This window comes from Fusibacillus kribbianus (genome assembly GCF_030053595.1).
Lineage (GTDB): Bacteria > Bacillota > Clostridia > Lachnospirales > Lachnospiraceae > Lientehia > Lientehia kribbiana.
This window is the reverse complement of sequence record NZ_JASGBQ010000022.1, coordinates 17,443-42,322: the sequence shown is the minus strand read 5'-3', so window position 1 is coordinate 42,322 and position 24,880 is coordinate 17,443. Positions and strand designations below refer to the sequence as shown.

The following is a 24,880-nucleotide window of genomic DNA, read 5'->3' as shown; positions in this document are numbered from 1 at the left end:
AGCCCATGTCGTTCAGTACGCACAGACTGGGGACGGAAAAATGTTGTAACTATAAGAATACAACAATAGAAACAGGAAAGCAATTAGCTGGCTGCATAGTGTTGGAAAATTCTGTATTTTTTATTGGAAAACAGCGGTTGATGTGTCAATGGGATATCCAGCCTGATTGTCAATGTCAATTCTGTTTCCGGAAAAGACGCTGTTCAAAAAGTCAATGGTGATCGTTCCTTGGAGGCGTGCAAACTGGACGCCGATGTCATTATCCGCGATGGTGCAGTCCGGGAAGACGCTGTTAAAGGACGAATAGACGGAGGAATCATACTTGAAGCCAATCCCGTTGTATTTAAATACGCAGCGCTCCACGCCGATCATTCCGCCGTCCAGTGCCACAGCTCCGATATCCCAGCCGGTAAAGGAACAGCCGCCCATATAGACGGAGGCGGTGGCGGAAAGGCCGATACCGCCGTTCCCTTCAAAATCCAGGTTAAACAGCATCACATTGGAGGGATAATGGGTGTTGACACTTAAGGAGCCGGCAAAGACGGTGCGTCCGCTGTCCTCGGTATTGCCGTAGAGATTCACTGCCCGCGAGAGTATGGTGAGATTGCCGGTATAGGTGACCGGAGGCAGGTAAATGTCCACGATGGTATCCTCCGGGACCTCCTCATTGATCCGTGCAAGGAGCGCGTTCAGATCCTCCAGGGTGTCAAGTTTTGTGTCCTCCGGGGTATAGACCTGATGAACAAGGGGAATCACCTCAAAGGTCTGCCTGAGCCGGATGGTATCTCCATTTTTCATGTGCAGCGTCCAGCAAAGCTCGTTGGTGCCGCTGGCTCCGGTGTAGGTGATATCGCTCTCCCGGGCTGCCGGGAGAAAGTTGGTATTGTAGGTGGGCTCGGAGAGAATCAGAGCCTCATTTTCATTGGGGCTTGCTTCCAGGGTACAGCTTTCCACTTTTGCAAAGAATTCATCGGGATCTGCGATTTCTCCGTTGTGATAAACCCCCAGCATGACAGTCATATTGGAGGCTTCGTCTGTGGACAGGGAAACACTTTTTTCTCCCACGGGCCTGTTGGCTTCAATGTCGCGGGGGTGGAAGGCGGCCAGAAGCTCATATTCTCCGTCCTTATCCGTGTAGGTAAGGTAAGCGCCGCCTTCATAGGTCTTTGAGCGGTGCGTGAGGACGAAGGCGAGAATCAGGCCAGCGATGAGGACCAGGCACAGTGCGGCTGTCACCGCTTTTTTTCTCCACAGGCGAGGCGGCTTAACGACGGTCTTTTCCGTCTGATTCCCGGTACAGTGGGGGCAAAAGGATGCTTCATCCGGAAGCTGGGCACCGCAGTTTTTACAGGTCTTACTCATATGTTCTCCTTACAGTACTTCCATCAGGTGAAGTACATTATGATATCGCTTTTTCGGATTGATTCGGGTACATTTCTGCACCACATGGCCAAGTTTTCCGCCTGCCAGCTCTTTGGAGGGATGTTTGCCTGTGAGCATGATATTTAAAAGTACACCGATGGAATAAATGTCCGCCCGTTCGTCTGTCTGGGAAATACCGTACTGCTCCGGAGCGGCGTAGCCCATAGTGCCCAGGATCAGTGTGTCGCTGCTGTTTTCGTTTTTGAAGATACGGGCGGCGTCAAAATCAATCAGGACCGCAGTGCTGCCCCGAAGGATCACATTTTCCGGCTTGATATCCCGATGGACCGCACCCATGGAGTGGAGGACCCAGAGGGCACTGCAGAGCTGCCGGATGACTGCTCTTGCCTCCGCAGGGGTGAACAGGGCGCCCTCCAGCAGGTGGGACAGGGAATCACCCTGAATATATTCCTCCAGCACCGCCGCCATTCCGTCCTTTTCTGCCGCCTCCATGATCTGCGGCAGGTTCGGGCAGCTGATGCCAAGGAGCTTTCTGTAAACGTCGCAGTTTCCGTGATAGTGGCGAAAGATGTAGGGAGTTTTGCTCTGTTTGTGACGAAGCAGCAGAACCCTGCCTCGTTTACTTTCCTTAATGATCCGGATCTGCTCATATTCTTCATGCAACGCTTTTATCAAATAGTCGTAAATGATCAACACCGCCTCTGATATGCTGACTGCATATTGTGTTTTTTGTATGAATTATGTAAAATATATAATAAATTGAGCAAAAAGTAAAGGCGGGAAAGTCATGAAGAGTACGGATAATCTGCTGCAGGAGCTGATGAGCGCTTCAGATCTGGATCGGTTTCTGTCTGACAATAAGGAAAGCTTTACCGAAAACAATGTGGGGAAGATCTTAAGCGTCCTGCTTCGGAAGAAGGGAATTTCCAAGGCGACCCTTGCGAAACAGTCCGGTATGAGTGAGGTCTACCTGCATCAGGTATTTGCCGGACGGCGAAACCCCTCCCGCAGCCGCCTGATCTCCCTGTGCTTCGGCCTTTCTGCCACGCTGGAGGAAACCCAGGAGCTTTTAAAGCAATGCAGGATGGCACAGCTCTACTCCAGGGACAAGCGGGATGCCATCGTTATGTTCGGACTGATCAACGGTATAAGTCTGTTTGATGTCAACGACAAGCTGTTTTCGGAGGGAGAAGAAACTCTGTATTAGATATAGGTAGGTTTCCTGTCCGCAGGTTTTTCTTATCTTCCATCCATTGTATTCGACGGAAAAATAAGATACAATGGACCTTAAGGAATGGAGGAGGTAAGGAAACATGAAAATTTTGAATTTCGGTTCTCTGAATGTGGATTATGTGTACACCGTGGATCATATGGTGCAGCCGGGAGAAACGCTGGCGTCTCAGAAAATGGAGGTTTTTCCGGGCGGTAAAGGGTTAAACCAGTCCATTTCCCTGGCAAGGGCAGGTGCGGAAGTTTACCATGCCGGCCAGGTGGGAGAGGATGGCCTTTTCTTAAAGAAGCTCTGCGAGGAAAACGGTGTGGACTGCACGTACCTGAAGGAAATTCCCGGAAAGAACGGGAATGCGGTGATCCAGGTGGACCAGAGCGGACAGAACTGCATTCTGCTCTATGGCGGCAGCAACCGGACGCTGACGAAGGAATTTATCGATGAGGTGATCGGTCATTTTGACAGCGGTGATCTGATCCTTCTGCAGAATGAAGTGAACCTGATGGATTATATCATAGAACGTGCTTATGAGCAGGAGATGATCATTGCGCTGAACCCGTCCCCTTATAATGAAGCCATGGAGGCCTGTGACCTGTCTAAGGTGACGTATTTCCTGATGAATGAGATCGAGGGTGGACAGATCACGGGAAAGACGCAGCCGGAGGACATTCTGGATGTGATGCTTGAACGGTATCCGGATGCGAAGGTCGTCCTGACTCTGGGAAAGGACGGCGTGGTGTACCGGGACAAGGAGGAACAGTGCACCCAGGGCATCTTCAAGGTGAAGGCGGTGGATACCACAGCCGCAGGAGATACCTTTACCGGCTACTTCCTGTCGGGAGTTCTGGGAGGAGATCCCGTAGCGGAGGCTCTGTGCATGGCATCAAAGGCGTCTGCCATCGCGGTTTCCAGGCAGGGGGCGAGCCCGTCCATTCCCTGGAAAAAAGAGGTGGAGGAGACGGAGCTGTAAAATAACAGGAATCAGGGAACTGCAGAGAACGGACGGGATCCGGGCTGCGGTTCCTTTTTTGTTTTGGAATCATTAAAAAAGTATGAACAGGGGGAAATCGGATGAAATTAAAAAAAAGCTATGTTATATTATATCAAGAAGACAACTTGCGGAAGGACGTGAAGATATGGAAGTCAGGCTGATTGCACTGGATCTGGACGGCACGGCACTGAAACATCACAGGGATTTCAGTGAGAGGAATGCAAAGGCAGTTTCTGCGGCCCTTAAGGCCGGCATTCTGGTGGTTCCCGCCACCGGCCGATCCTATATTGATATTCCGAAGGGCATCAGGGAGCTCCCCGGGATCCCCTATTTTGTGACCTCCAACGGTGCCAATATCGTAGACGGGAGAACGGGAGAGAGCAGCTTTCATGATCTGATCCCCTGGGAAACGGCGGTGAAGGCACTTCATATGCTGGAGGATTATGAGGTCCAGCCGTCTGTACATATGAACGGAGCCAGTGTGAATCTGAAGACGGCGGATCCGCGGATCGTGGCAAAATACGGCAATTCGGATTATTTTACGCGGCATAGTGCGGACAGCCTCACCGACTATGTGACGGAACAGAAGCAGGGCGTGGAAAAGATCTATGCGGTTCTGTTTCAGCCGGAGGTGAAGCCGGAGCTGACGGCGCGGATCACCTCGGTGCTTCCGCTTTCGGTATCGGCCTCGGGACCGGACAATGTGGAGCTCAACAGTCTTACCGCCTCCAAGGGGCAGGGCCTTTCCCGGCTTTGTGAATACCTTGGGATCCGGGCGGAGGAGACGGCGGTCATCGGAGACAGCATCAATGACATTTCCATGTTCCGCTTTGCCGGCTGCCGGATCGCCATGGGAAATGCGGAGGCCTGTGTGAAGGAGCTTTCCCGGTATGTGACAGGAGATTGTGAGGAGGACGGTGCGGCTCTGGCCATTGAGCGCATTGTGTCCGGAGAATGGAAATAAAGAGTCAGGAGGAACTTGGTGTGGCTGCATTTGTAGAGCTTAAGGGAGTAAAGAAAATCTACCGAATGGGAGAGGTCGTCATCAAAGCGGTGGACAATATGAACTTTTCCATCGAAAAGGGCGAGTTTGTTGTGATCGTGGGGCCCAGCGGGGCCGGTAAGACCACGGTCTTAAATATTCTCGGCGGAATGGATAAGGCCACGGAGGGGCAGGTCCTGGTGGACGGCGTGGATGTGGCAGGATTTGACAACCGCAGAATGACAAAGTACCGTCGGGAGGATATCGGCTTCGTCTTTCAGTTTTACAATCTGGTGCAGAATCTGACGGCACTGGAGAATGTGGAGCTGGCGATCCAGATCTGCAGGGATCATCTGGATGCGAGGGAGATCCTGGCAGAGGTGGGACTCAAGGACCGGATGGATAATTTCCCGTCCCAGCTTTCCGGAGGGGAACAGCAGCGGGTGTCCATTGCGCGGGCGCTGGCAAAGAATCCGAAGCTGCTGCTCTGCGATGAGCCGACGGGAGCTCTCGATTACCAGACCGGCAAGGCCATTCTCAAGCTGCTTCAGGATACCTGCAGGGAGCGGGGAATGACGGTGGTCGTTATTACCCACAATTCAGCCCTGACGCCCATGGCGGACCGTGTGATCAAAATAAAGAACGGACAGGTGTCATCCATGTCCGTCAATGAAAATCCGACGCCGGTGGAAGGGATCGAATGGTAAAGGCTGACGAAGCAGGCGAGCAGAAAGAAAGCGGCAGGAGTGCAGGGTAAATGAAGAAAGCACAGCGTAAGGATTTTTTTGTTGAAATTAAAAGAAGCTTGAATCGATATCTTTCGATTTTGTTTATCGTGGCTCTGGGAGTGGCGTTTTTTTCGGGTATCCGGGCGGCGGAGCCTGATATGCGGCTCTCCGCAGATGCGGTGGCCGATGAAGCGAATTTTATGGATATCCGTGTGATCTCCACCATGGGACTTACGGAAGGAGATCTGGAGGCCATCGGAAAGATCGAGGGGATCACGGCAGTTGAGGGAGAGTATTCCTCTGATTTCCTGTGCGTCCGCGGAGAGAAGGAGCTGGTGCTCCATGTGGCTTCCCTGTCGTCTGAGCTGAATCAGCTGACGGTGAAGGAAGGACGGCTTCCGGAAAAATCCGGCGAATGTCTGATCGATGAACAGCTTCTTCAGGTGACCGAGTTTGCTCTGGGAGACGAGATCACTTTAAACTCCGGTACAAAAGATCCTGTTTCCGACACCTTAAAGCGGGAGACCTATACGGTGGTCGGCATCGGGACCAGCCCCTATTATCTGAATCTTGACAGGGGAAGCTCCCAGATCGGAAACGGTGATGTCAAGGGCTTTGTGATGGTACCGAAGGAGGATTTTGCTCTGGAGGTCTACACCCAGATCTATGCGGCAGCGGATGGGCTGGATGGATTTGTCACAGCAGGGAAGGATTATAAGGAAGGGGCGGAAGCTCTTACGGAGGCCATTGAGGCTATTGCCGGAGAACGGTGTGAGATCCGTCTGGCTGAGATAAAGAAGGATGCTGAAGAAGAGATCGCCGAGGGCGAGGCAGAGCTTGCCGATGCCAGGAAGGAGGCGGAAACAGAGCTTGCCGACGCCAGGGCAGAGCTTCTGGACGGAGAAGAGGAGCTTTCGGACGGACGAAAAGAAATTGAGGACAATGAAAAGAAGCTGGCGGATGCAAAAGCGGAAATTGCCGACGGGGAAAAAGCCCTGGAGGATGGCAGGATAAAGCTGGCTGACGGAGAACGGGAACTGTCGGACGGCAGGGAGGAGCTTGCAGCGAATGAGAGAAAGGTAACGGAGGCAAGGGCTCTTCTCGAGGAGAAGCGGGCGGAATTTGAACAGGCGCAGACGGCTCTGGCGGAGGCAAGAGCTCAGTATGAAGCGGGAAAAGCAGAAGCGGATGCGGGAAGGCAGAGCCTTTCTGAGGCCAGGACAGAGCTTTCCGGAAAGGCGGAGCAGCTGAATGAAGGCTTTGCCGCTCTGGAAGCAGGCAGGAAGGACCTGGAGTCGTCAAGGGAAACCCTCGAAGTAAAGGAAAAAGAGCTGGCTGCGCTCCGGGAAATGCTTCTTGCAGCAGGGATCGATCCGGAGACGAACCCGGATTATACGGCGGGAATGAAGGCTCTGGAGGCCGGGAAAAAGGAACTTGCGGCTGCAGAAGAGCTCCTTGCCGGGAAGGAAACGGAGCTTCTTGCCGGTCAGGAAGAGTGGAACAGGGCAGATGAGCTCCTTGCAGAGAAGGAAAGGGAGCTTGCGGCTGCAGAGGCAACTCTCGCACAGACAGATGCCCTGCTGACCGAAAAAGAGGCTGAGCTTGAGGCCGGACGAAGCGGTCTTTCACAGCTTGCCGCCGGCGTGGCGGAAGGAGAAAAAGCTCTGGAGGCCGGCAGGAGAGAGCTGGCCGCCGGGGAAACCCGTCTGGAGGCTTCCAGGCAGGAGCTTCTTGACGGCGAGAGAGAGCTCGCCGAGGGCCGACAGGAGATCGCTGACGGGGAGGAGGCCCTTGCAGAGGCAAAGGAAACCCTTGCCGATGGGGAAAAGGAGCTTTCAGACGGATGGGAAGCTTATGAGGAGGCGAAGGCGGAGGCAGACGAAAAGCTTGCCGACGGAGAGCAGGAGCTCGCTGATGCCAGGGCAGAGCTGGAAGACCTGGAGATGCCGGAATGGTATGTTCTTGACCGGGATTCTGTTCAGTCCTATGTGGAATTTGACAGCGATGCCGACCGGATCGGCGCCATCGGAAAGGTATTTCCGGTCGTCTTCTTCCTGGTGGCGGCTCTGGTAAGCCTGACTACCATGACAAGAATGGTGGAGGAGAAGCGGACGGAGATCGGTACCATGAAGGCGCTTGGCTACAGTACTATGTCCATCGCTTCCAAATATATTTTTTACGCCCTGACGGCCACTCTTGCCGGGAGCGTTCTCGGTTTTCTTGTGGGAGAAAAGGCGCTCCCGTGGGTGATCATTACCACCTATAAGATCCTGTATACCAATCTGAATGTGATCCGGATCCCATACAACTGGGGCTATGCGCTGGGCGCAGCGGCGATCTCTCTGATGTGCACGGTGGGGGCAACGCTGGCGGCCTGCTTAAAGGCGACCATGTCGCAGCCGTCGGAGCTTATGCGGCCGGTGGCTCCCTTAAAGGGAAAGAAGATATTCCTGGAGCGGGTCCGTCCCCTGTGGCGTCATCTGAATTTCAGCTGGAAGTCGACACTTCGGAACCTGCTTCGTTACAAAAAGCGGCTCCTGATGACGGTGTTCGGGATCGGAGCCTGTATGGCTCTGCTGATCGTGGGCTTTGGGCTCCGGGATTCCATCTATGTGGTTTCCGATAAGCAGTACGGAGAGCTTTGGCGGTACGATGCGACGGCAACCATTGAAAAGGATGCCGGAGAAGCTGAGAAGGCGGAGCTTAAGGAAGCGCTTCTGTCAGACGAAGCTGTCTCGGAGTCTCTGGCAGCCTACACGGCAGTGATGGATGCGGAGGCCAACGGCGTCACCAAGGAGGTCAATCTGGTGGTGCCGGAGGATCTGGAGCGGTTCCCCGATTTCTTTGTCCTTCGGGACAGAAAAACTAAGAAGGGCTACAGCCTGGATGACAGCGGTGTGATCATCAGTGAAAAGCTGGCGAAGTACCTTGATGTGGAGGAGGGCGACACCTTCACCTTAAAGGAGAGCGATGTGAAGGGCATTTCGGTCCGGGTATCGCATATTACGGAGAACTATGTATATAATTATGTGTATGCATCTGCGAACCTTTACCGGGAGCTTTACGGAAAGGAACCGGAGAGCAATGCAGAATATCTGAAGCTTACGGAAGTCCATAAGGACCGGGAGCAGGAGCTGGTGGCAAGGCTTTTAAAGCAGGATGCCGTGTCGGGCGTGACTCTGGTGTCTGATATGAACCAGTCGATCCTGGATATGCTGGGCAGCCTGGATGCGGTGGTCTGGGTCCTCATCATCTCGGCGGGACTTCTGGCCTTTGTGGTGCTTTATAATCTGAACAATATCAACATCACAGAAAGGCGGCGGGAGCTGGCGACCATACGGCTTCTGGGCTTTTACGACATGGAGCTTGCCATGTATGTATACCGGGAAAATATCCTGCTGACCGGGATCGGTATTGTGGCGGGCGTATTCATGGGAAGCATTCTTCACCGGTTTGTGATCCGGACGGTGGAGGTGGATCTGATCATGTTCGGCAGAACGGTACACCCGGTCAGCTACCTGTACGGAGCCGGACTTACGGCGCTCTTCGCCGTGCTGGTCAATGTGACCATGTTTTATAAGCTGCGGCGGATCGACATGGTGGAATCCTTAAAGAGCGTGGAGTAACAACGGGCGACTTTACATAAAATTTACATAAGCATGGTTTTTTCTTGACATAAATTTTGTATAGTGGAAGCTGTACGAATGGAAAACAGGAGAGGGAAAAATCTATGACGTTAAATGATGTAAAGTTGATCTTTGAATTTGTCGGCGGCCTTGGCATGTTCTTGTATGGTATGAACATCATGGCGGATGGCCTTCAGAAGGCGGCCGGAGGCCGTATGAAGCGGATGCTGGGATATATCACCAACAACCGGATACTGGGAATTCTTCTCGGTGCGCTGATTACAGCCATTATCCAGAGCAGTTCGGCGACCACAGTCATGGTGGTCGGCTTTGTGAATGCGGGCATTCTGACCTTGTCCCAGGCGGTGGGCGTTATCATGGGAGCCAATATTGGTACGACCATCACCGCCTGGATCGTTTCCATGAGCGAGTGGGGCGAGGTCATGAAGCCCGAATTTTTTGCGCCTGTGCTCATCGGCATCGGTGCCTTTATCCTGCTGTTTGCCAAAAAGGAAAAGCGGAGGGAAGCCGGCGGGATCCTGGTGGGCTTCGGCCTTCTCTTCATCGGCCTGAGCTTTATGTCGGGAGCGATCAAGCCTTATCGGGATGCTCCTGTCTTTGCTCAGATATTCACCACACTGGGAAGCAATCCGCTCTTTGGTATTCTTGCCGGTATGGCTGTGACGGCCATTATCCAGAGCTCATCGGCATCGGTAGGTATCCTGCAGACCCTTGCCATGAACGGCGTGGTGACCTGGAATTCGGCGGTCTATATTACCCTCGGCCAGAATATCGGTACCTGTGTGACGGCACTTCTTGCCAGCATGGGCGCCCACAAGACAGCCAAGCGGGCAGCTGTCATCCATCTGATGTTCAATGTCCTTGGTGCGGTGTTGTTTGCTGTACCGATGTTTATCTTGTTCCGGCTGAACGGAGCATGGGCATCCTCTGCCATCTCCAGTACCCAGATCTCCATGTTCCATACAGTATTCAATGTGGCCAATACGGTGATCCTGTTCCCCTTTGCCGGGAAGCTGGTCGCCCTGTCAGAGAAGATCGTTCGGGACAAGGAAGCAGAGGTCGAGGAGACGACGGAGCAGCAGATCCTGTCCCATCTGGACAATCGTATTCTCGAAAACCCGTCCTTTGCCATTGAGACTGCCAAGCGTGAGGTCGTCCATATGGGTGAGCTGGCTCTTGACAGCGTGAAGCTGGGGCTTACGGCGGTGGCTACCAACAGCCGGGAGGCAGTGGATAAGATCCGGGCTCAGGAGAAGACCATCGATTTCATGGCCAGCGCATTGAGCGACTATCTGGTGAAGATCACAAATCTTTCCCTGATGGAGGATCAGTCGGAACAGGTAAAGAATCTTCTTTATACGGTCAATGATCTGGAGCGGATCGGTGACCATGCGGAAAATATTGCCGAGCTGGCGGAAAGCAAGATCAAGGGAGAGATCCATTTTTCACCTATGGGTCAGAAGGATCTGGAGCAGATCTATTCCTATGCGCAGGGGGCTGTGGAAAATGCAGTGCTGGCGCGGAAAAATGAGGATGCAGAGAGCATCCGCAAGGTTATCAAATTTGAGGATCTGGTGGACAATGCCGAGGAGGATATGAGGGATAAGCATATTGCAAGACTGGCCAACCATGAGTGCCGGGCATCCCACGGAGTGATCTTCCTTGACCTCATCGGAAATCTGGAGCGTGTGGCGGATCACGCTTACAACATCGCGGGGTATGTAAAGGATGAAATGTGAAAATAACGAACCTGTTACTTATAAAGGTCTGAGGGAATCGGAGGAGATCCGGGCATATATTGCCCAGGGAGACGCCGCCCTGGGGGCGCTGGGCTATACGGAGCACTCGGAAAAGCATGCGGTAAAAACAGCGGAGACGGCCGGAAAGATCTTAAAGGAGCTGGGCTATCCGAAGAGGACTGTGGAGCTGGCGCGCATCGCCGGATATCTTCACGATATGGGCAACTGCGTCAACCGGAACGATCACGCCCACAACGGCGCACTGATGGCTTTTGGAATCCTCAGGGAGCTGGGAATGGCGCCGGAGGAGGTTGCTGTGGTGGTCAGCGCCATCGGCGAGCATGACGAGCATACGGGAACGGCTGTGGATCCCGTATCGGCGGCCCTGATCCTGGCAGATAAGACAGATGTGCGGCGCAACCGGGTACGCAACAAAAAGAAGGAGACCTTTGACAAGCACGACCGGGTCAATTATGCGGCGAAGACGTCGAAGCTGACGGTCCAGACCGATAAAAAGGTCATAACCCTGAATATTGAGCTGGATGAGACCATCTGCTCCATGATGGACTATTTCGAGATCTTTCTGCAGCGGATGCTCATGTGCCGGAAGGCGGCGGAAATGCTGGGGCTGCGCTTTAAACTGACGGCAAACGGCGGAAAAATTGCATAGATGTTCAAAAGGTGCTGTCCATTGCTGATTTGAAATCAGCAATGAAGCAGCACCTTTTTATTGTGTGCAGCTCAGCGTCAGCGGGAAAGCATGCTGCCCTCCGTGCATTGACGCGGATGCCTACTCATGTCTCAGAGCATCAATGGGATTTAAGTTTGCCGCCTTCACCGACGGGATGATTCCGAAAATGATCCCGATGAGGGTGGAGAAGACCACTGCGATGATGATGGCCGGGACGCTGATGGCTACCGGCGCCTGGGACAGACTGGAGATCACATAGGCCAGGCCGATGCCGCCGCCGATGCCCAGGATGCCGCCCAGTCCGGTCAGAACAGCAGCTTCCGTCAGGAACTGTCCGAGGATCCGGGTCTTTCTGGCGCCCAGAGCCTTCTTTAAGCCGATCTCACGGGTACGTTCGGTGACGGACACCAGCATGATATTCATGACGCCGATGCCGCCCACCAGCAGGGAAATGCTGGCGATCCAGATGAGCTGGCGGTTGGTGGCTGCCGAAAGCTCCTGCAGCTTGGCGGCCTGTTCCAGAAGGTCCTCGCCCTTGTAGCGGATGGAGTCGTCGGCTACGGTTAGCCGGCTGTTGAGAATGTCAGCGGCCTTTTCTCCGGCGGCTGTCATATCGTCGGTGGTCACAGCACGAACCACCAGATTCTGGGGCTCGTCGTAACGGTAAAGAATGGGCCAGGTGCTGTCGGGCACGCAGACCATGCCGCTGGAATAATTGGCGGCGTAGCGGTCATAGTCCTCCAGAGAGTTGATGACGGGCTCAAAGCCGGCCTTTTTCGCCACGGTCCCGACAACGGTGTAGGGCTCTCCCTTGATCTCAATGGTTTTTCCGATGGGATCCTCCCCCTGGAACAGATTGGAGGCAGCGATCTTGTCAAGAAGGGCCACCTTGCGGTAATCGGTGAAGTCCTTTTCCGTAAAGCCTCTTCCCCTGGTGATCTGGTAACCGTAGACGTCCAGATAGTGGGAGTCGATGCCGAGGATATTTCCGCCCTCCAGGGTCAGACTGCCGTTAAAAACGGCGTCGTACTCGTTTCTTGTATAATACAGGGAAGCTTCAGCCACCTCCGGAAGGTCCTGGATCTCCTCCAGGGTGCTGCTGTCAATGGCCGGGACACCGTCGGGCGGGGTCTGATAGGTCAGATCCATGGTCCAGTCGCCCTGATAAAGCTGGATCTTGACTGCGTTGTTGCCGGAACCCACCAGGTTCTGCTTGATCTGCTCATTGGTCCCCTTGATGGTGGACACAATGGCGATGATGGAGCCGATGCCGATGATGATGCCCAGCATGGTCAGAATGGAACGGAGCTTGTGGGCCCATATTCCCTGAAAGGATAATCTGATATTTTCAAGCATGAGTCCACCTCCTAATAGCCGTAGTCGTAAAGAGTATCGGCCTGTTCTGTCCGGGCGCCTTCCTTCACGTCTCTTCCGTAGGGGAAGGCGATCTCGTCGTCCATATCCAGACCGGATCTGATTTCAATGCTTCCGTACATGACCTTTCCGGCTTCCACATACTGTTTGGTGAGACGTCCGTCCTCTCCCTTTTTGTAGACATAATAACGGGTGCCTTCCTCCCGGACAAAAGCCTGGGAAAGGAAAATGGCGTTGGGATCATAGGAGGAGGTGAAGCCGTCCATGGAAAGATCCACGCCCTCCCCGTTGCTCAGGTCCGCGTCTCCGCTGATCACTGCGGTAAAGGGGTAATAGGACATGTTGGGATTGCTGCTGTAGTAATTGCCGGAGAAGGGAGAGCTGCTGATGCTGGTAATGGTCGCCTCGTAGCTCATTCCCATATTCCAGGAGGTGACCGTGACGGTCATGCCGGTCTCCACCTTGCCGAGAGCCGTCTCCGAGACAGCGCCGGTCACGTAGAAGCCCTCCTCGCCGGAGACCTTGATGAGGGGAGAACCCTCCAGCTTGGCTGTTTCCTCGTCGATGACGGATTTTACGGTACCGTTTAAGGTGCTTTCAATGACTCCGTCATCCATTTTTTTCTGAAGCTGCCTGAGCTCCAGCTCGGCTGTTCGCTTATTCAGGTCAAGAGTCTTTAAGAGTTCTTCCTTTTCCCGGATCTCCCGCGCCAGCTCCTCCTTGGTGGGACCGGTGGGGATGTCGATGCCGGGGTCGATGATTCCGGGATCGTCCATGCCGGGGTCCTCCGGAGTTTCCGGTGCTTTGCCGTTTAAGGTCCAGGAATAAAGGATCCTGGAGGGATTTTCTGCATCGTCCACGGCCTCAAACACATAGGTGCTCTGGCTGTCCAGAACCATGGACAGAAACTCTGCATCGGCGGGAGCGCCAGGGATACAGAGGATCCGGAAGGGATTTTCCGGGGAGCCGTCGCCTGCTTCGATGCCGGGAATGGCGGAACCGCCCTCACAGGGAAGGTTGTAGGGAAGCGCGTCTGCCGTGATCTCCCGGTATACGGGCTGATTCCGGAGTGCTTCCGGAAGCTCGGTGCCGGTCATGGTCTTTAAAAGCTCTGAAACCGTGTTCCAGTTCATTTCCCAGCTGCTGACGATCCGGCGGGGCGTCTCAGCCTGGTCCACCGTATCAAACACAGCGGTGGTTTTCTCAGCCAGCGCTTTTTTCAGATAATCGGATCTCACAGTGACCGCAGCCTTATCCTTTGCCGGGCAGACATAATAGCGGAAAGGATCCTCGTTTGTTCCGGACCCCTTGTAAGGGACGGAGTCCGCTGTGATCTCACTGTATACGGTGCCTGCAGGGAGAGGTGGATCTGCAGGGTTAGAGGGATCTGCAGGATCGGACGGACCTGCAGGATCCGAAGATTCTCCGGGGGCAGAGGATTCTGCGGGATCGGCTGCGGTTGCCAGAGCCATTCCGGCCAGACCGTTGGGAGAGGCGGAGGCCACCGGCTTTGTCTTTCGAAGCTGTTCCAGCTCGGCGGTCACATTCTGAATGTTGAGGCCGATTCCCTCCACCTCCATCTGTTTCATTTCCAGTTCCAGAGACACCAGCGTGGTGTCATAGGCGATGAGAGGATCTCCGATCCTGACGGTGTCCCCCTCGCTCACAAAGATCTCCGTGATGACGAGGCTTTCGTCATAGAGAATCTCCTGATTCATGTTGGTGGTCACATTGCCGTAGGGGGCCAGGTCGGTGCTGCTGTTCCAGTAGCCGCCGTTATTCATGGCGCTGACCGGTGCCACCTTGACCGGTTTTCCGCTGTTCTTCACGGCAAACAGAATGCCTCCGCCTGCCAGGGCAATGACGAGAACCACGGAAACAATCATGACTGCAAGCTTTTTTCCGGAGGATTTCATACAGACACCTCCCTTTCCTGTGAGCCGTCTGCCAGGGCCCCGGCGGCGCTTCCTGCACCGGTCAGGATACCGTCACGGATGAGGACGGTACGCTTGGCATGGGCGGCGATCTCGGAATCATGGGTGATCATGATCACGGTCATTCCTTCCTTATTCAGCTGCTCGAAAAGCTCCATGACCTGCCGTCCGGAGGCGGAATCCAGCGCACCGGTCGGTTCGTCGGCAAGAAGAAGATCCGGCTCGCCGACAATGGCACGGGCAATGGCGACTCTCTGCTTCTGGCCGCCGGAAAGCTGGGTGGGTTTAAAGTTCATGCGGTCCTCAAGGCCGACCTTCTGCAGGGCACGGACTGCCCGTTCTCTCCGTTCCTTTCCGGGAACGCCTGCGTAGAGCAGGGGGAGGGCCACATTGTCCAGGGCGGACTGCCTGGGAAGCAGGTTGAAGCTCTGGAATACGAAGCCGATGGACCGGTTCCGTATCCGGGACATTTCTTTGTCCTTATGGTGAAGAAGATCGTTTCCGTTTAAGGTATAGCTGCCGGAGGTGGGAACGTCGAGGCAGCCGATGATATTCATCAGGGTGGTCTTTCCTGAGCCGGAGGGGCCCATGATGGCCACATATTCGCCCTTATCCACATGGAGCGTTACGTCCTTCAGCACGGGAACGGTCATTTTGCCCTGGATATAATCCTTGAAAATGTGATCAAGCTCCAGCATCATGACGCATCCTCCATTTCTTTATCGACGGGAATCTCATCCAGGGGCATCTCATCGACAGGCATCTCATCGATGGGCATTTCGTCCACAGGCATTTCATCCATGAGCATTTCGCCGTCAGCCGGCATCATACCGCCCATCATACCGCCGGTATTCTTATAGACGGGAACGCCCTTTTTGCAGTCCTCGCTGGGCCACACGATGTAGTCGCTGGCCTTTAACCCGTCTGTGATCTCCCAGGTATCTGTCTCCTCATCGTAGGAACCGAGAGTTACCGTCCGCTTCTCCAGCCTGTCGTCTTCGCCGGCGGCCCAGACATAGGGATCTCCGTCATCCTGTACGATGTAGGAGCTCATAAGCCACATGCCTTCCTTTGTCTCCTCCTGTCCCAGGTCGGGTTCCAGGAATACGTGCTGTCCCAGCATGAGGCCGTCGCTGGAATCGAGAGTCACATAGAAGGGATACCGGGAGGCCTGCATGTTTTCCTGCCCCTCCATATAGTAGCCGTTGTTGTTGGAGATGGGCTTTTCCATATCAATGCTGTCCACCGTGCCGGTCCAGACAATGCTTTCGTCCACTCTGGAATGGACCAGGATGGGCATGCCGGGATAAAGGTTCATCATATTCGTCTCACTGACGGTGCCCTTAATGCGGTATTTGCCGACAGCCAGAATGCTCATGAAGGGCTGCTGCTCACCGGTGTAGTTGTCGTAAGAGGGAGTTTCGTTGATCTCCTGGACGATTCCGGCGATGGTGGAGTTCATCTGGGAGGATTCCAGAGACTTTTTCAGCCGGTCGATCTCCAGCTCCTTTACCTTATAGTTATATTCCTCCTGCTTGACGCTCATCTGCGCTTCCTGGATCTGGGTGGTGTAGGAAAGCTGCTCGCTCTGGGGAGCCTTCTTCTTTGCTTTGGTAAGCTCATCGATCTGGGTGTTCAGAGTGTCGATGCTGGAGGTGATCTTCTCCAGCTCCAGGTTTGCCTGCTCCAGCTTAAGCCCCATCTCTTCCGTATCATAGGCGAAAAGCGGGGTGCCGACCTCCACAGACTGGCCCTTTTCCACAAAGATCTCCTTCACTGTCTGGCCTGCTTCCAGCTGGATCTTCAGGGTGTTCTGCGCCTCCACCACGCCGGCGAACCGGTTCTGGGTCCCGAGGCCGGTGCCGGTCAGCATGCCGACGGAATCGGCATACAGGGCAGCTTCCTCGCCTGCGGGTTCCCTGTTCCCGGCTGCGGTCTTCCAGATGACCAGTCCGGCGACGACAGCCACAAGGGCAAGGCAGACACCTGCAATGATTTTTTTCTTCATAATTTCTGTTTACCCTCCGTTTTCATATAATGCACAACTCTGTCTTTATTCTAACAGATAACGTATGGCAAGTCTTGTTAAAAATTATTAAGAATTCCGTAATTCCCTGTTAGTATTTGGGAAAGGCGCACTTTTTGACAGAAAATTACGACAGAACGAAGGTGGGACATTGCCAGAGAAGCAAAAAAATGCTATGATTATCTTATTAATTTTATGAACGGGAGGGGATACCCATGGAAGAACAAGAGGTAATGTTGGAAGAACAGACTGAAACGATGGATGATTACAAAGAAGCGATTGATGCCTCCTTCCGGAGCGTGGAGGAAGGCGATATCCTGACCGGAACCGTCATTGGTGTGGATGAGGATGCGATTACCGTGGACCTTCAGTCCTACACGGAGGGAATCATCACGAAGGAGCATTACAGCAATGATCCGGACTGTGTCCTGAAGGATGAGGTTCAGGTGGGAGCTGAGCTTACGGCCACCGTGCTCAGGGCAGATGACGGCCACGGCCATGTGCTTCTGTCAAGAAAGGCAGCCAATGACGCCATGGCCTGGGACAGAATGGAACAGTGCCTGGAAGACAGGACGCCGATCGCGGTCAGGATAGACGGGATCGTAAAGGGCGGCGCAGTGGCCAATGTGGATGGGATCCGCGGCTTTATCCCGGCCTCCAAGCTGGACACCTCTTATGTGGAGAATCTGGAGGACTGGCTGGGACGGGAGCTTTCCGTTCAGGTGGTGACAGCTGACAGAGAGGCGAAAAAGCTGGTGCTTTCCGCAAGAGAGCTGGCTTATGCCAAGGAGATGGAGGAACGCCAGAGGAAGATTGCGGCCTGCGAGGTGGGCGCTGTTTCCGAGGGCGTGGTGGAAACCATTCAGAATTATGGCGCTTTTGTGAAGCTGGACAACGGAGCCACCGGGCTTCTTCATGTGTCTCAGATCAGCGATAAGAGGATCAAGTCGCCGGCGGCGGTACTGTCCGAGGGACAGAGGATCACGGTAAAGATCATTGCCGTCAAGGACGGGAAGCTGAGCCTCAGCATGAAGGCACTTCTCGATGTGGCAGAGCCGGAGGATACCGAGGAGCATGTGGAATACGTGGAGGAGGGACAGGCAGCCACAAGCCTGGGCGCTCTTTTGAAAGGAATCAAACTGAATTAATACGACATCTGGGGGATGGCTTATGGCAATACCGAATTTACCTGAGGAGTATGACCAGCTGGATCAGTGGACAACCTTGATGATGCTTTACAATTCGGCTCTCAAGGAGGTCCAGACAAGGGTCAATATATTAAGCGATGAATTTCAGCACATCAATCATTATAATCCGATCGAACATGTAAAGGCCAGGATCAAGACGCCGGAAAGCATTGTGAAGAAATTAAAGCGCCTTGGCTTTGAGGCAACTATTGACAATATGTACCGGGAGCTTCATGATATCGCAGGTATCCGGATTGTCTGCTCCTTCACGTCGGATATTTATTATCTGGCTGACGCCATTTCCAGGCAGAATGACGTGGAGGTTCTGATGGTCAAGGATTACATTGCGAATCCCAAGCCCAACGGCTACCGAAGCTATCATATGGTTATTTCTGTGCCGATTTATCTGTCCAGTGGACAGGTGGAGATGAAGGTGGAGATTCAGATACGCACCATTGCCATGGATTTCTGGGCCAGTCTGGAGCATAAGATTCAGTATAAGTTTGAGGGGGCGGCTCCCGAGCATATGCGGGAAAGTCTGAAGGAGTGCGCTGATATGGCAGCTGTTCTGGATGAACGGATGCTGGCGCTCAATGAGTCCCTTCAGAGAGAGGAGAAAAAAGTATGAATGGAATGAGCGTATGGATCGCAGGGGCCAGGGGACAGCTTGGCTCTGCAATCTATAAGATTCTTCATGAGAATGTCAATGTGGAGGTTCTGACCTCCGATCTGGATGTGGATGTGAGGAATATGGTGGATGTGGATTCCTTTGCCTCCATGAATCATCCGGATGTGATCATCAACTGCGCGGGAATGACAGATCTTGCCATGTGTGAGAGAAATGTGGAGGAGGCATACCGGGTCAATGCACTGGGAGCAAGGAATCTTTCCATTGCGGCCCGCAAGGTCAATGCAAAGCTGATCCACATTTCCACTGATGATGTTTTTGATGGTACGGCCAAGCAGCCCCTGAACGAGTTTGACAGGACCAATCCGCTGACGGTTTACGGAAAGTCCAAGCTGGCCGGTGAAATGTTTGTCCGCGAGCTGGCGCCCAAGCATATGGTGGTGAGAAGCTCCTGGATCTATGGAAATACGAAGAATAATTTTGTCAGATATATTCTGGAGGAGCTCCTGACCGAGGACACGATCTTTGTGCCGGTGGATCAGGTGAGCACTCCCACCAGCGCCGTTGAACTGGCGAAATTTATTGTAAAGCTGGTCAATTCTTCCGAGTACGGAATCTATCACGCCTCCTGTGAGGGAATGTGCAGCCGGTATGAATTTGCGAAGGAGATCGTAAGATTGTCCGGCAAAAATGTCAATATCGAGCCGCTGACAGCCGGAGAAAACCCTTCTGTGGTGAACCGGCCCAGATATACGCTGCTTGACAATTTTATGATGCGGGTTTCAGGCATCTATGAGATGCCTGACTGGAAGGAAGCCCTGGCGGCCTTTATGGCGGGAAAGGAGAGTGAATAGATGGCGGATAAAAAGAGAAAAAAAGTCGGATTGACAACGAAGATCTTTATCGGTCTCCTCCTTGGCCTTGTGACCGGCGTAGTTTTCCATTATGCAGTTCCGGCAGGCTATGTGAGGGATACGGTGTTTGTGGGCGGCATTTTCAAGGTCCTGGGTGACGGCTTCCTGCGGCTCATGCAGATGCTGGTCGTGCCTTTGGTGTTCTGCTCCCTGATCTGCGGAAGCTCTGCCATCGGCGACACCAAGAGCCTGGGAAAGGTCGGTATCAAGACCCTGGGCTTCTATCTGGTGACTACAGCCCTTGCCATCTCCATCGCGCTGCTGGTGGGTAATCTCATCAATCCCGGAGTCGGTCTGGATATTTCCCAACTGGAGGCGACAGAGGTGAAGACGGCGGAAAGTGTTTCTCTGGCGGATACGCTGCTTAATATTATCCCCAAGAATCCAATCCAGGGTCTGGCCGAGGGCAATATGCTTCAGATCATTCTGTTTGCCCTGCTTATCGGCATCATTCTGGCGAAGCTGGGCGAGCGGGCTGAGGTGGTTTCCAATTTCTTTGCCCAGTTCAATGACATTATGATGGAGATGACCATGATCGTGATGAAGGTGGCCCCCATCGGCGTTTTCTGTCTGGTGGCAAAGACTTTCACCAACATCGGCTTCGGCGCCTTCTTCAATCTGATCAAATATATGGCGGGCGTTATGCTTGCTCTTGTAGTTCAGTGCCTGGTGGTCTATATGGTGATGCTCAAGATATTCACCGGCGCAAATCCCTTCCGGTTCTTAAAGAAATTCGCGCCGGTCATGGGCTTTGCCTTTTCGACAGCCACCTCCAATGCAACCATTCCCATGTCCATTGATACCCTGTCGAGAAAGATGGGCGTGACCAAAAAGATCTCGTCCTTTACCATTCCTCTGGGTGCTACCATCAACATGGACGGTACGGCCATCATGCAGGGCGTGGCAGTGGTCTTTGCGGCCCAGGCCTTCGGAATCCCGCTGGGAATCAAGGAATATGCCATGGTCATCGCCACGGCGACCCTTGCCTCCATCGGTACGGCAGGTGTGCCCGGCGTCGGCCTTGTAACCCTGACCATGGTATTTGCTTCTGTGGGACTTCCTGTGGAAGCCATCGGTATCATCATGGGCATCGACCGGATCCTTGACATGAGCAGAACGGCGGTCAACATCACCGGTGATGCAGTCTGCACCACCATCGTTGCCCATCAGGACGGCGGGTTTGACAGGGAAATATTCAACGATATGACGATAAAATGACAGCGCGCTTCCGAAAGAGGAAAGCGAAAATGACAGGATAGAGGGAAGAATCAATGGAAACAGTGCTTTTGTTACTCACGTATCTCATGTTGCTTTACATCGGAGTCCGGAATCTGGGGGAGGGCTTTGCCCTCCGCCATTTACAGGGAAAAACAGCGGAAAGCCTGAAGGAAAAAATGAAGAAGGATAAGCTGGAAGAGTGGCCGAGGTTCTGTCGGCTGTGGGGGATCGGAGATCTGATCCTCGGCGTGCTGGCCGTGGCTGTGGCTGTGGCAGGCGTATTTCATACGCTGGGATTCTTTTCTCTCTCCTTTGCAGGAGATATTACAAAATGGGTGGCAGGCGTAGCGCTTTTGTTCGTTGTTGTCGGCGTCGCATATACGATGGTTCTCAATAAGAAATATACCGGTTCATTCTGGAGATAAAGAAGGAGGAAGTCTGAATTGAAGACAGCAGGAATCATATGGCTCCTTCTCGGGGTGGTCTGGGGCGTCCGGGCGGTGGGAGAATTCCGTCTCCGGGGCCGTTATGCAGAGCATGCAAAAAAGAAGATACGGGAGGACCGCCAGGGAGAATGGGATATCCTCTGCAGAAAGATGGGAGGCTGCGATCTGGCCTTCGGACTGGTGTTTCTGATCATGGGAAGCGCCTGCATCCTGGATGGCTTTTCCCTCCTTCCGGCAGAAAATATCATCACCCCGGTCATGGCCCTCGGTATTATCGTGTGCCTGGGAATCCTCTTTGCCAGGCTCCTGATGTGGGACGATTACACCCATAAAAAATAGAAGCGTAAATGAGACAATATGAGAAAAGGTACACTTAAAAATCTATAGTTTAAGGGTACCTTTTTTTATATTATTTCGTCGAATTATCCAAAAATGATGTTTTTTTTTGAATACAATTTGGGTGTTGACAGATGGAAGATCCTGAGAAATAATGAGGGTAGACAGTGACACTACATGGGGGTGTAGAGAATACCTGATCTCACAAATTCCTAGAAAGGGAGGATTTTACCATGGGTAATTATAATCCGTATGACAACGTGCTGGCAGTTGTAGAAAACGCAGCAAAGGTACTGGGATATGAGAAGGCTGACTATGAAGCGCTGAAATATCCCGAGAGAGAATTAAAGGTTTCCATCCCGGTGCAGATGGATGACGGAAGCGTCAGAGTGTTTGAAGGCTTCCGCGTACAGCATTCCACCAGCCGCGGCCCGGCCAAGGGCGGTGTGCGTTTCCATCCCAATGTAAACCAGGATGAGGTTAAGGCACTGGCTGCATGGATGACCTTCAAATGTGCCGTAGTAAATATTCCTTACGGCGGCGCCAAGGGCGGCGTGGTCTGCGACCCCACCACCTTATCTGAAGGCGAAATGAGAAGAATCACCAGAAGATTTACTGCTATGATCGCTCCCATCATCGGACCGGAGCAGGACGTTCCCGCTCCCGATGTAGGAACCAATCCCAAGGTTATGGGCTGGATGATGGATACCTACAGCATGCTCAAGGGCCATTGCGTACCCGGTGTTGTTACCGGAAAGCCCATTGAGATCGGCGGAGCTTTAGGCCGCAGCGAGGCTACCGGCCGCGGCGTTATGATCACCACAAAGAATACCCTGGCAAAGCTGGGCATGGAGATGGCCGGAACCACCGTTGTGGTACAGGGTATGGGTAATGTAGGAAGCATTTCTGCCAAGCTGCTTCACGCAGAAGGCATGAAGGTAATCGGTGTCAGCGATGTATCCGGCGGTATCACCTGCAAGGATGGCCTGGATATCCCCGGCATCCTGGAGTTCCTGAAGACACCCAAGGCTCTCCTTAAGGATTACGATGCTCCCGGCGTTGAGCACATCACCAACGACGAGCTCCTGACTCTTGAGACCACCGTGCTTGTTCCTGCAGCTCTGGAAAACCAGATCCGCGGCGACAACGCTGACAAGTTAAACTGCAAGATCATCATCGAGGCAGCCAACGGTCCTACCACCGTAGAGGCAGATGAGATCCTGAAGAAGAGGGGAATCCTTCTGATTCCCGATATTCTTGCCAATGCTGGCGGCGTAGTTGTTTCCTACTTTGAGTGGGTACAGAATATTCAGTCCATGTACTGGACCGAGGAGGATGTCAACAGGAAGCTGAAAGACGTGATGGATCGTGCTTTCGAGTCTGTATGGGAGATCTCCAAGGAGAAGGGCGTAGAGCCCAGAATCGGCGCTTACCTCATCGCCATCAAGAGAACCGTTGATGCAAAGAAGATGAGAGGCATCTGGCCGTAATTGATCAGACATCTACATATTCAACATATTACCTCTAAAAACGGGGCCGGTCGAAAGACCGGCTCTGTTTTTGTACGCAGTATTTACTTGTCCGTGAGTATCACAGAGGCGCAGGACTCAAGCTCTGTCCGGTCCGCATCATCGGGGATGTAATCGGTAATGAGATAATCGATCTCGCCGTTGCAGTCGGCAAACCGGGCCATGTAGGCTTCTCCGAATTTGCTGTGGTCGGCCAGAATAAAGGTCTGCTTTGAGGCGCGGAGCATGGCCTTTTTTATGGCGGCGTCACGGAAGTTGGGGACAGAATAGCCGTAGGAGGGGTCGATTCCGTTGGTGCCGAGAAAGCATTTGTCGACCCGGATGCCGGAAAGCATCTGTTCGGCGATGGCTCCGGCTGCATAATTCATGCCGGAAAACAGTTCTCCGCCGGTGTGAATGACCCTTACCCGGCTTCCGGAAAAGAGGCCGGTCAGATTGAAGGAATTGGTGATGACGGAAATATCCTTAAGGGCACTTTCCCGAATCAGCCGTCCAAGCTCAAAGGTGGTGGTGGAGCTGTCCAGAAGAATGGTGTCGCTGTCGTGAATATATTCCAGGGCGCGTGCGGCAATGCGTTTTTTTTCTACGATGCGGAGAACGGACAGCTCGGAATAATTGAAATCCCGGCTCATTTTATTGTTGGGAACAGCGCCTCCGTGGACGCGCCTCAGCTTGTCCTGCTTCTGGAGCTCCTCCAGATCCCGTCGGATGGTTGCCTCGGTTGCATCGAGAGCCCGGCTCAGCTCCGCCACTTTTACGATCCGGGACTTTTCAAGCATGTCCATAATTTTTCTTTTTCTTTCTTCTGCCAGCATAGGACGCCTCCGTTTTTCCTGATGATTCTCTATCAGTTTAACGGATATTCCATGAAATATCAATAGAAAAGAAGGGAGGGTGCTATTGACAAACCCTTGAAAAACTTCTATAATTCAAACAAAAGCGATAATAAATGATAAAAAACAAAAACAAAAATAAAAGGAGAACAGCTATGGCACTTGAAAAGGTAAGCAGCATTTTAAAAATGGCAGATGAGGCAAACACCTCTGCGATCGCCTTTAACTGTAACGATTACACCATGGCCTATTCGGTAGCAGCAGTGGCGGAGGAGCTGAACAAGCCGGTGATCATCATGCTTTATCCTGCTGACAGTTTTCAGAAAAACTGCTGCAATATAAGCGGCTTTGCGGCAACTGTGCGGGAACTGGCGGATAAGGTGAAGGTTCCCATCGGTCTGCATCTGGATCACTGCAGCGACTTTGATTATATTTTAAACGCCATTAAATGCGGTTTTTCCTCGGTGATGTATGACGGCTCCATGCTGCCGGTGGAGGAAAACATCCGGCTGACCAGGAGAGTGGTCGATGCGGCCCATGCGCTGGGAGCAGATGTGGAGGCAGAGCTTGGACATGTGGGCTTTGCAGCTCAGTCCGACCAGCATAATCTGGATCTGTACACGAGACCTGAGGTGGCGGCCAAATTCTGTGAGGAGACAAAAGTGGACTCGGTGGCAGTCGCCATCGGCAGCGCTCACGGCGTATATCTGGAGACTCCGAAGCTGGATCTTGAGCGGCTGGACGAGATCAATGCGGCAACGGATACACCTCTGGTACTTCACGGAGGCAGCGGGATCCCCAACGATCAGCTGGAACAGGCATTCCGGCGCGGCATCAACAAATTTAATGTGGGGACGGAGTATTTCCAGCTTTATCTGGACAGCATCCGGGAATTCTGCAGCCAGAATCCGGATAAGGGAAGCGTTCTGGATCTTCCCATGTTTGTGCAGGAGAAGCTGAAGGCATATCTGAGGGTGAAAATGCAGCTTTCCAGGCTGTAAAAGAAGGGGAATCTATAAAAGGAACAAAAGGCCGGCATCTGTGTGCTTCCGCATCGGCGCGGAGG

Annotated in this window: 22 protein-coding genes; 15 read left to right on the top strand and 7 right to left on the bottom strand. The window is 53.2% G+C overall.

Annotated features, from left to right (window positions below; genetic code table 11):
* Positions 1-120: 120 nt before the first annotated feature.
* Entirely contained in the window at positions 121-1,362 is a 1,242-nt protein-coding gene (locus QJ036_RS10875) for a zinc-ribbon domain-containing protein (RefSeq protein ID WP_283231412.1), read from the bottom strand.
* Between the two features lie 9 nt (positions 1,363-1,371).
* Positions 1,372-2,079, bottom strand: coding sequence for a serine/threonine protein kinase (locus QJ036_RS10870; protein ID WP_283231411.1), 708 nt, complete (start codon positions 2,077-2,079; stop codon positions 1,372-1,374).
* Between the two features lie 91 nt (positions 2,080-2,170).
* Between QJ036_RS10870 and QJ036_RS10865 the strand changes: the two genes are divergently transcribed.
* From QJ036_RS10865 to QJ036_RS10835, 7 genes are all read left to right on the top strand, one after another.
* On the top strand, positions 2,171-2,590 hold the full coding sequence (locus QJ036_RS10865; protein ID WP_283231410.1) for a helix-turn-helix domain-containing protein: 420 nt from the start codon (positions 2,171-2,173) through the stop codon (positions 2,588-2,590).
* 106 nt (positions 2,591-2,696) lie between these two features.
* Positions 2,697-3,581, top strand: coding sequence for a ribokinase (locus QJ036_RS10860; RefSeq protein WP_283231409.1), 885 nt, complete (start codon positions 2,697-2,699; stop codon positions 3,579-3,581).
* Between the two features lie 166 nt (positions 3,582-3,747).
* The gene (locus QJ036_RS10855; RefSeq protein WP_283231408.1) at positions 3,748-4,566 is read left to right on the top strand and encodes a Cof-type HAD-IIB family hydrolase; all 819 of its coding nucleotides are present in this window, start codon (positions 3,748-3,750) and stop codon (positions 4,564-4,566) included.
* Between the two features lie 20 nt (positions 4,567-4,586).
* Entirely contained in the window at positions 4,587-5,291 is a 705-nt protein-coding gene (locus QJ036_RS10850) for an ABC transporter ATP-binding protein (RefSeq protein WP_283231407.1), read from the top strand.
* Positions 5,292-5,341: 50 nt separating this feature from the next.
* On the top strand, positions 5,342-8,938 hold the full coding sequence (locus QJ036_RS10845; protein ID WP_283231406.1) for an FtsX-like permease family protein: 3,597 nt from the start codon (positions 5,342-5,344) through the stop codon (positions 8,936-8,938).
* A gap of 104 nt (positions 8,939-9,042) precedes the next feature.
* Positions 9,043-10,698: a Na/Pi cotransporter family protein gene (locus tag QJ036_RS10840; protein WP_283231405.1), complete on the top strand. Its 1,656-nt coding sequence runs from the start codon at positions 9,043-9,045 to the stop codon at positions 10,696-10,698.
* Entirely contained in the window at positions 10,688-11,368 is a 681-nt protein-coding gene (locus QJ036_RS10835; RefSeq protein WP_283231404.1) for an HD domain-containing protein, read from the top strand. Before QJ036_RS10840 ends, QJ036_RS10835 begins: the two co-directional genes overlap by 11 nt.
* A gap of 120 nt (positions 11,369-11,488) precedes the next feature.
* Here the strand turns inward: QJ036_RS10835 and QJ036_RS10830 are convergent, their stop codons facing one another.
* Genes QJ036_RS10830 through QJ036_RS10815 form a run of 4 tightly spaced genes read right to left on the bottom strand, consistent with a single transcriptional unit; the run spans position 11,489 to position 16,705 of the window.
* Positions 11,489-12,745 carry an ABC transporter permease gene (locus tag QJ036_RS10830; RefSeq protein WP_283231403.1) on the bottom strand — a complete coding sequence of 419 codons (1,257 nt, stop codon included), beginning with the start codon at positions 12,743-12,745 and terminating at the stop codon, positions 11,489-11,491.
* A gap of 11 nt (positions 12,746-12,756) precedes the next feature.
* A complete protein-coding gene (locus QJ036_RS10825; RefSeq protein ID WP_283231402.1) occupies positions 12,757-14,679 on the bottom strand; it encodes an HlyD family efflux transporter periplasmic adaptor subunit in 1,923 nt (640 codons plus the stop codon).
* Positions 14,676-15,398 (bottom strand): ABC transporter ATP-binding protein, encoded by a 723-nt coding sequence (locus QJ036_RS10820; protein WP_283231401.1) that lies wholly within the window; start codon positions 15,396-15,398, stop codon positions 14,676-14,678. The genes QJ036_RS10825 and QJ036_RS10820 overlap by 4 nt, the downstream gene beginning before the upstream one ends.
* The gene (locus QJ036_RS10815) at positions 15,395-16,705 is read right to left on the bottom strand and encodes an efflux RND transporter periplasmic adaptor subunit (protein WP_283231400.1); all 1,311 of its coding nucleotides are present in this window, start codon (positions 16,703-16,705) and stop codon (positions 15,395-15,397) included. Before QJ036_RS10815 ends, QJ036_RS10820 begins: the two co-directional genes overlap by 4 nt.
* A 233-nt stretch (positions 16,706-16,938) precedes the next feature.
* On the opposite strand from QJ036_RS10815, the gene QJ036_RS10810 reads away from it, so the two are divergent.
* The 7 genes from QJ036_RS10810 to QJ036_RS10780 all read left to right on the top strand — a co-directional run bounded on the left by QJ036_RS10810 (position 16,939) and on the right by QJ036_RS10780 (position 22,942).
* Positions 16,939-17,871 (top strand): S1 RNA-binding domain-containing protein, encoded by a 933-nt coding sequence (locus QJ036_RS10810; RefSeq protein WP_283231399.1) that lies wholly within the window; start codon positions 16,939-16,941, stop codon positions 17,869-17,871.
* A 22-nt stretch (positions 17,872-17,893) separates the two neighbouring features.
* Positions 17,894-18,538, top strand: a complete 645-nt coding sequence (locus QJ036_RS10805; RefSeq protein ID WP_283231398.1) for a GTP pyrophosphokinase — start codon at positions 17,894-17,896, stop codon at positions 18,536-18,538.
* Positions 18,535-19,392 (top strand): dTDP-4-dehydrorhamnose reductase, encoded by an 858-nt coding sequence (gene rfbD, locus QJ036_RS10800; RefSeq protein WP_283231397.1) that lies wholly within the window; start codon positions 18,535-18,537, stop codon positions 19,390-19,392. The genes QJ036_RS10805 and rfbD overlap by 4 nt, the downstream gene beginning before the upstream one ends.
* Complete coding sequence (locus tag QJ036_RS10795; protein WP_283231396.1) at positions 19,393-20,670, top strand: dicarboxylate/amino acid:cation symporter; 1,278 nt, start codon at positions 19,393-19,395, stop codon at positions 20,668-20,670.
* A 53-nt stretch (positions 20,671-20,723) separates the two neighbouring features.
* A complete protein-coding gene (locus QJ036_RS10790) occupies positions 20,724-21,095 on the top strand; it encodes a hypothetical protein (protein WP_283231395.1) in 372 nt (123 codons plus the stop codon).
* 18 nt (positions 21,096-21,113) lie between these two features.
* Positions 21,114-21,455, top strand: coding sequence for a hypothetical protein (locus QJ036_RS10785; RefSeq protein WP_283231394.1), 342 nt, complete (start codon positions 21,114-21,116; stop codon positions 21,453-21,455).
* A gap of 230 nt (positions 21,456-21,685) precedes the next feature.
* Positions 21,686-22,942 (top strand): Glu/Leu/Phe/Val family dehydrogenase, encoded by a 1,257-nt coding sequence (locus tag QJ036_RS10780; protein ID WP_283231393.1) that lies wholly within the window; start codon positions 21,686-21,688, stop codon positions 22,940-22,942.
* Between the two features lie 83 nt (positions 22,943-23,025).
* Here the strand turns inward: QJ036_RS10780 and QJ036_RS10775 are convergent, their stop codons facing one another.
* A complete protein-coding gene (locus QJ036_RS10775) occupies positions 23,026-23,796 on the bottom strand; it encodes a DeoR/GlpR family DNA-binding transcription regulator (RefSeq protein ID WP_283231392.1) in 771 nt (256 codons plus the stop codon).
* A gap of 173 nt (positions 23,797-23,969) precedes the next feature.
* Between QJ036_RS10775 and QJ036_RS10770 the strand changes: the two genes are divergently transcribed.
* Positions 23,970-24,815 (top strand): class II fructose-bisphosphate aldolase, encoded by an 846-nt coding sequence (locus tag QJ036_RS10770; protein WP_283231391.1) that lies wholly within the window; start codon positions 23,970-23,972, stop codon positions 24,813-24,815.
* The last annotated feature ends 65 nt before the right edge of the window (positions 24,816-24,880 follow it).

Coding starts and splice junctions, on each gene's coding strand:
- QJ036_RS10815 (WP_283231400.1), bottom strand. CDS start 16,705: ATGAAGAAAAAAATCATTGCAGGTGTCTGCCTTGCCCTTGTGGCTGTC.
- QJ036_RS10855 (WP_283231408.1), top strand. CDS start 3,748: ATGGAAGTCAGGCTGATTGCACTGGATCTGGACGGCACGGCACTGAAA.
- QJ036_RS10875 (WP_283231412.1), bottom strand. CDS start 1,362: ATGAGTAAGACCTGTAAAAACTGCGGTGCCCAGCTTCCGGATGAAGCA.
- QJ036_RS10845 (WP_283231406.1), top strand. CDS start 5,342: ATGAAGAAAGCACAGCGTAAGGATTTTTTTGTTGAAATTAAAAGAAGC.
- QJ036_RS10835 (WP_283231404.1), top strand. CDS start 10,688: ATGAAATGTGAAAATAACGAACCTGTTACTTATAAAGGTCTGAGGGAA.
- QJ036_RS10865 (WP_283231410.1), top strand. CDS start 2,171: ATGAAGAGTACGGATAATCTGCTGCAGGAGCTGATGAGCGCTTCAGAT.
- QJ036_RS10775 (WP_283231392.1), bottom strand. CDS start 23,796: ATGCTGGCAGAAGAAAGAAAAAGAAAAATTATGGACATGCTTGAAAAG.
- QJ036_RS10795 (WP_283231396.1), top strand. CDS start 19,393: ATGGCGGATAAAAAGAGAAAAAAAGTCGGATTGACAACGAAGATCTTT.
- QJ036_RS10780 (WP_283231393.1), top strand. CDS start 21,686: ATGGGTAATTATAATCCGTATGACAACGTGCTGGCAGTTGTAGAAAAC.
- QJ036_RS10790 (WP_283231395.1), top strand. CDS start 20,724: ATGGAAACAGTGCTTTTGTTACTCACGTATCTCATGTTGCTTTACATC.
- QJ036_RS10825 (WP_283231402.1), bottom strand. CDS start 14,679: ATGAAATCCTCCGGAAAAAAGCTTGCAGTCATGATTGTTTCCGTGGTT.
- QJ036_RS10830 (WP_283231403.1), bottom strand. CDS start 12,745: ATGCTTGAAAATATCAGATTATCCTTTCAGGGAATATGGGCCCACAAG.
- QJ036_RS10840 (WP_283231405.1), top strand. CDS start 9,043: ATGACGTTAAATGATGTAAAGTTGATCTTTGAATTTGTCGGCGGCCTT.
- QJ036_RS10810 (WP_283231399.1), top strand. CDS start 16,939: ATGGAAGAACAAGAGGTAATGTTGGAAGAACAGACTGAAACGATGGAT.
- rfbD (WP_283231397.1), top strand. CDS start 18,535: ATGAATGGAATGAGCGTATGGATCGCAGGGGCCAGGGGACAGCTTGGC.
- QJ036_RS10820 (WP_283231401.1), bottom strand. CDS start 15,398: ATGATGCTGGAGCTTGATCACATTTTCAAGGATTATATCCAGGGCAAA.
- QJ036_RS10860 (WP_283231409.1), top strand. CDS start 2,697: ATGAAAATTTTGAATTTCGGTTCTCTGAATGTGGATTATGTGTACACC.
- QJ036_RS10805 (WP_283231398.1), top strand. CDS start 17,894: ATGGCAATACCGAATTTACCTGAGGAGTATGACCAGCTGGATCAGTGG.
- QJ036_RS10770 (WP_283231391.1), top strand. CDS start 23,970: ATGGCACTTGAAAAGGTAAGCAGCATTTTAAAAATGGCAGATGAGGCA.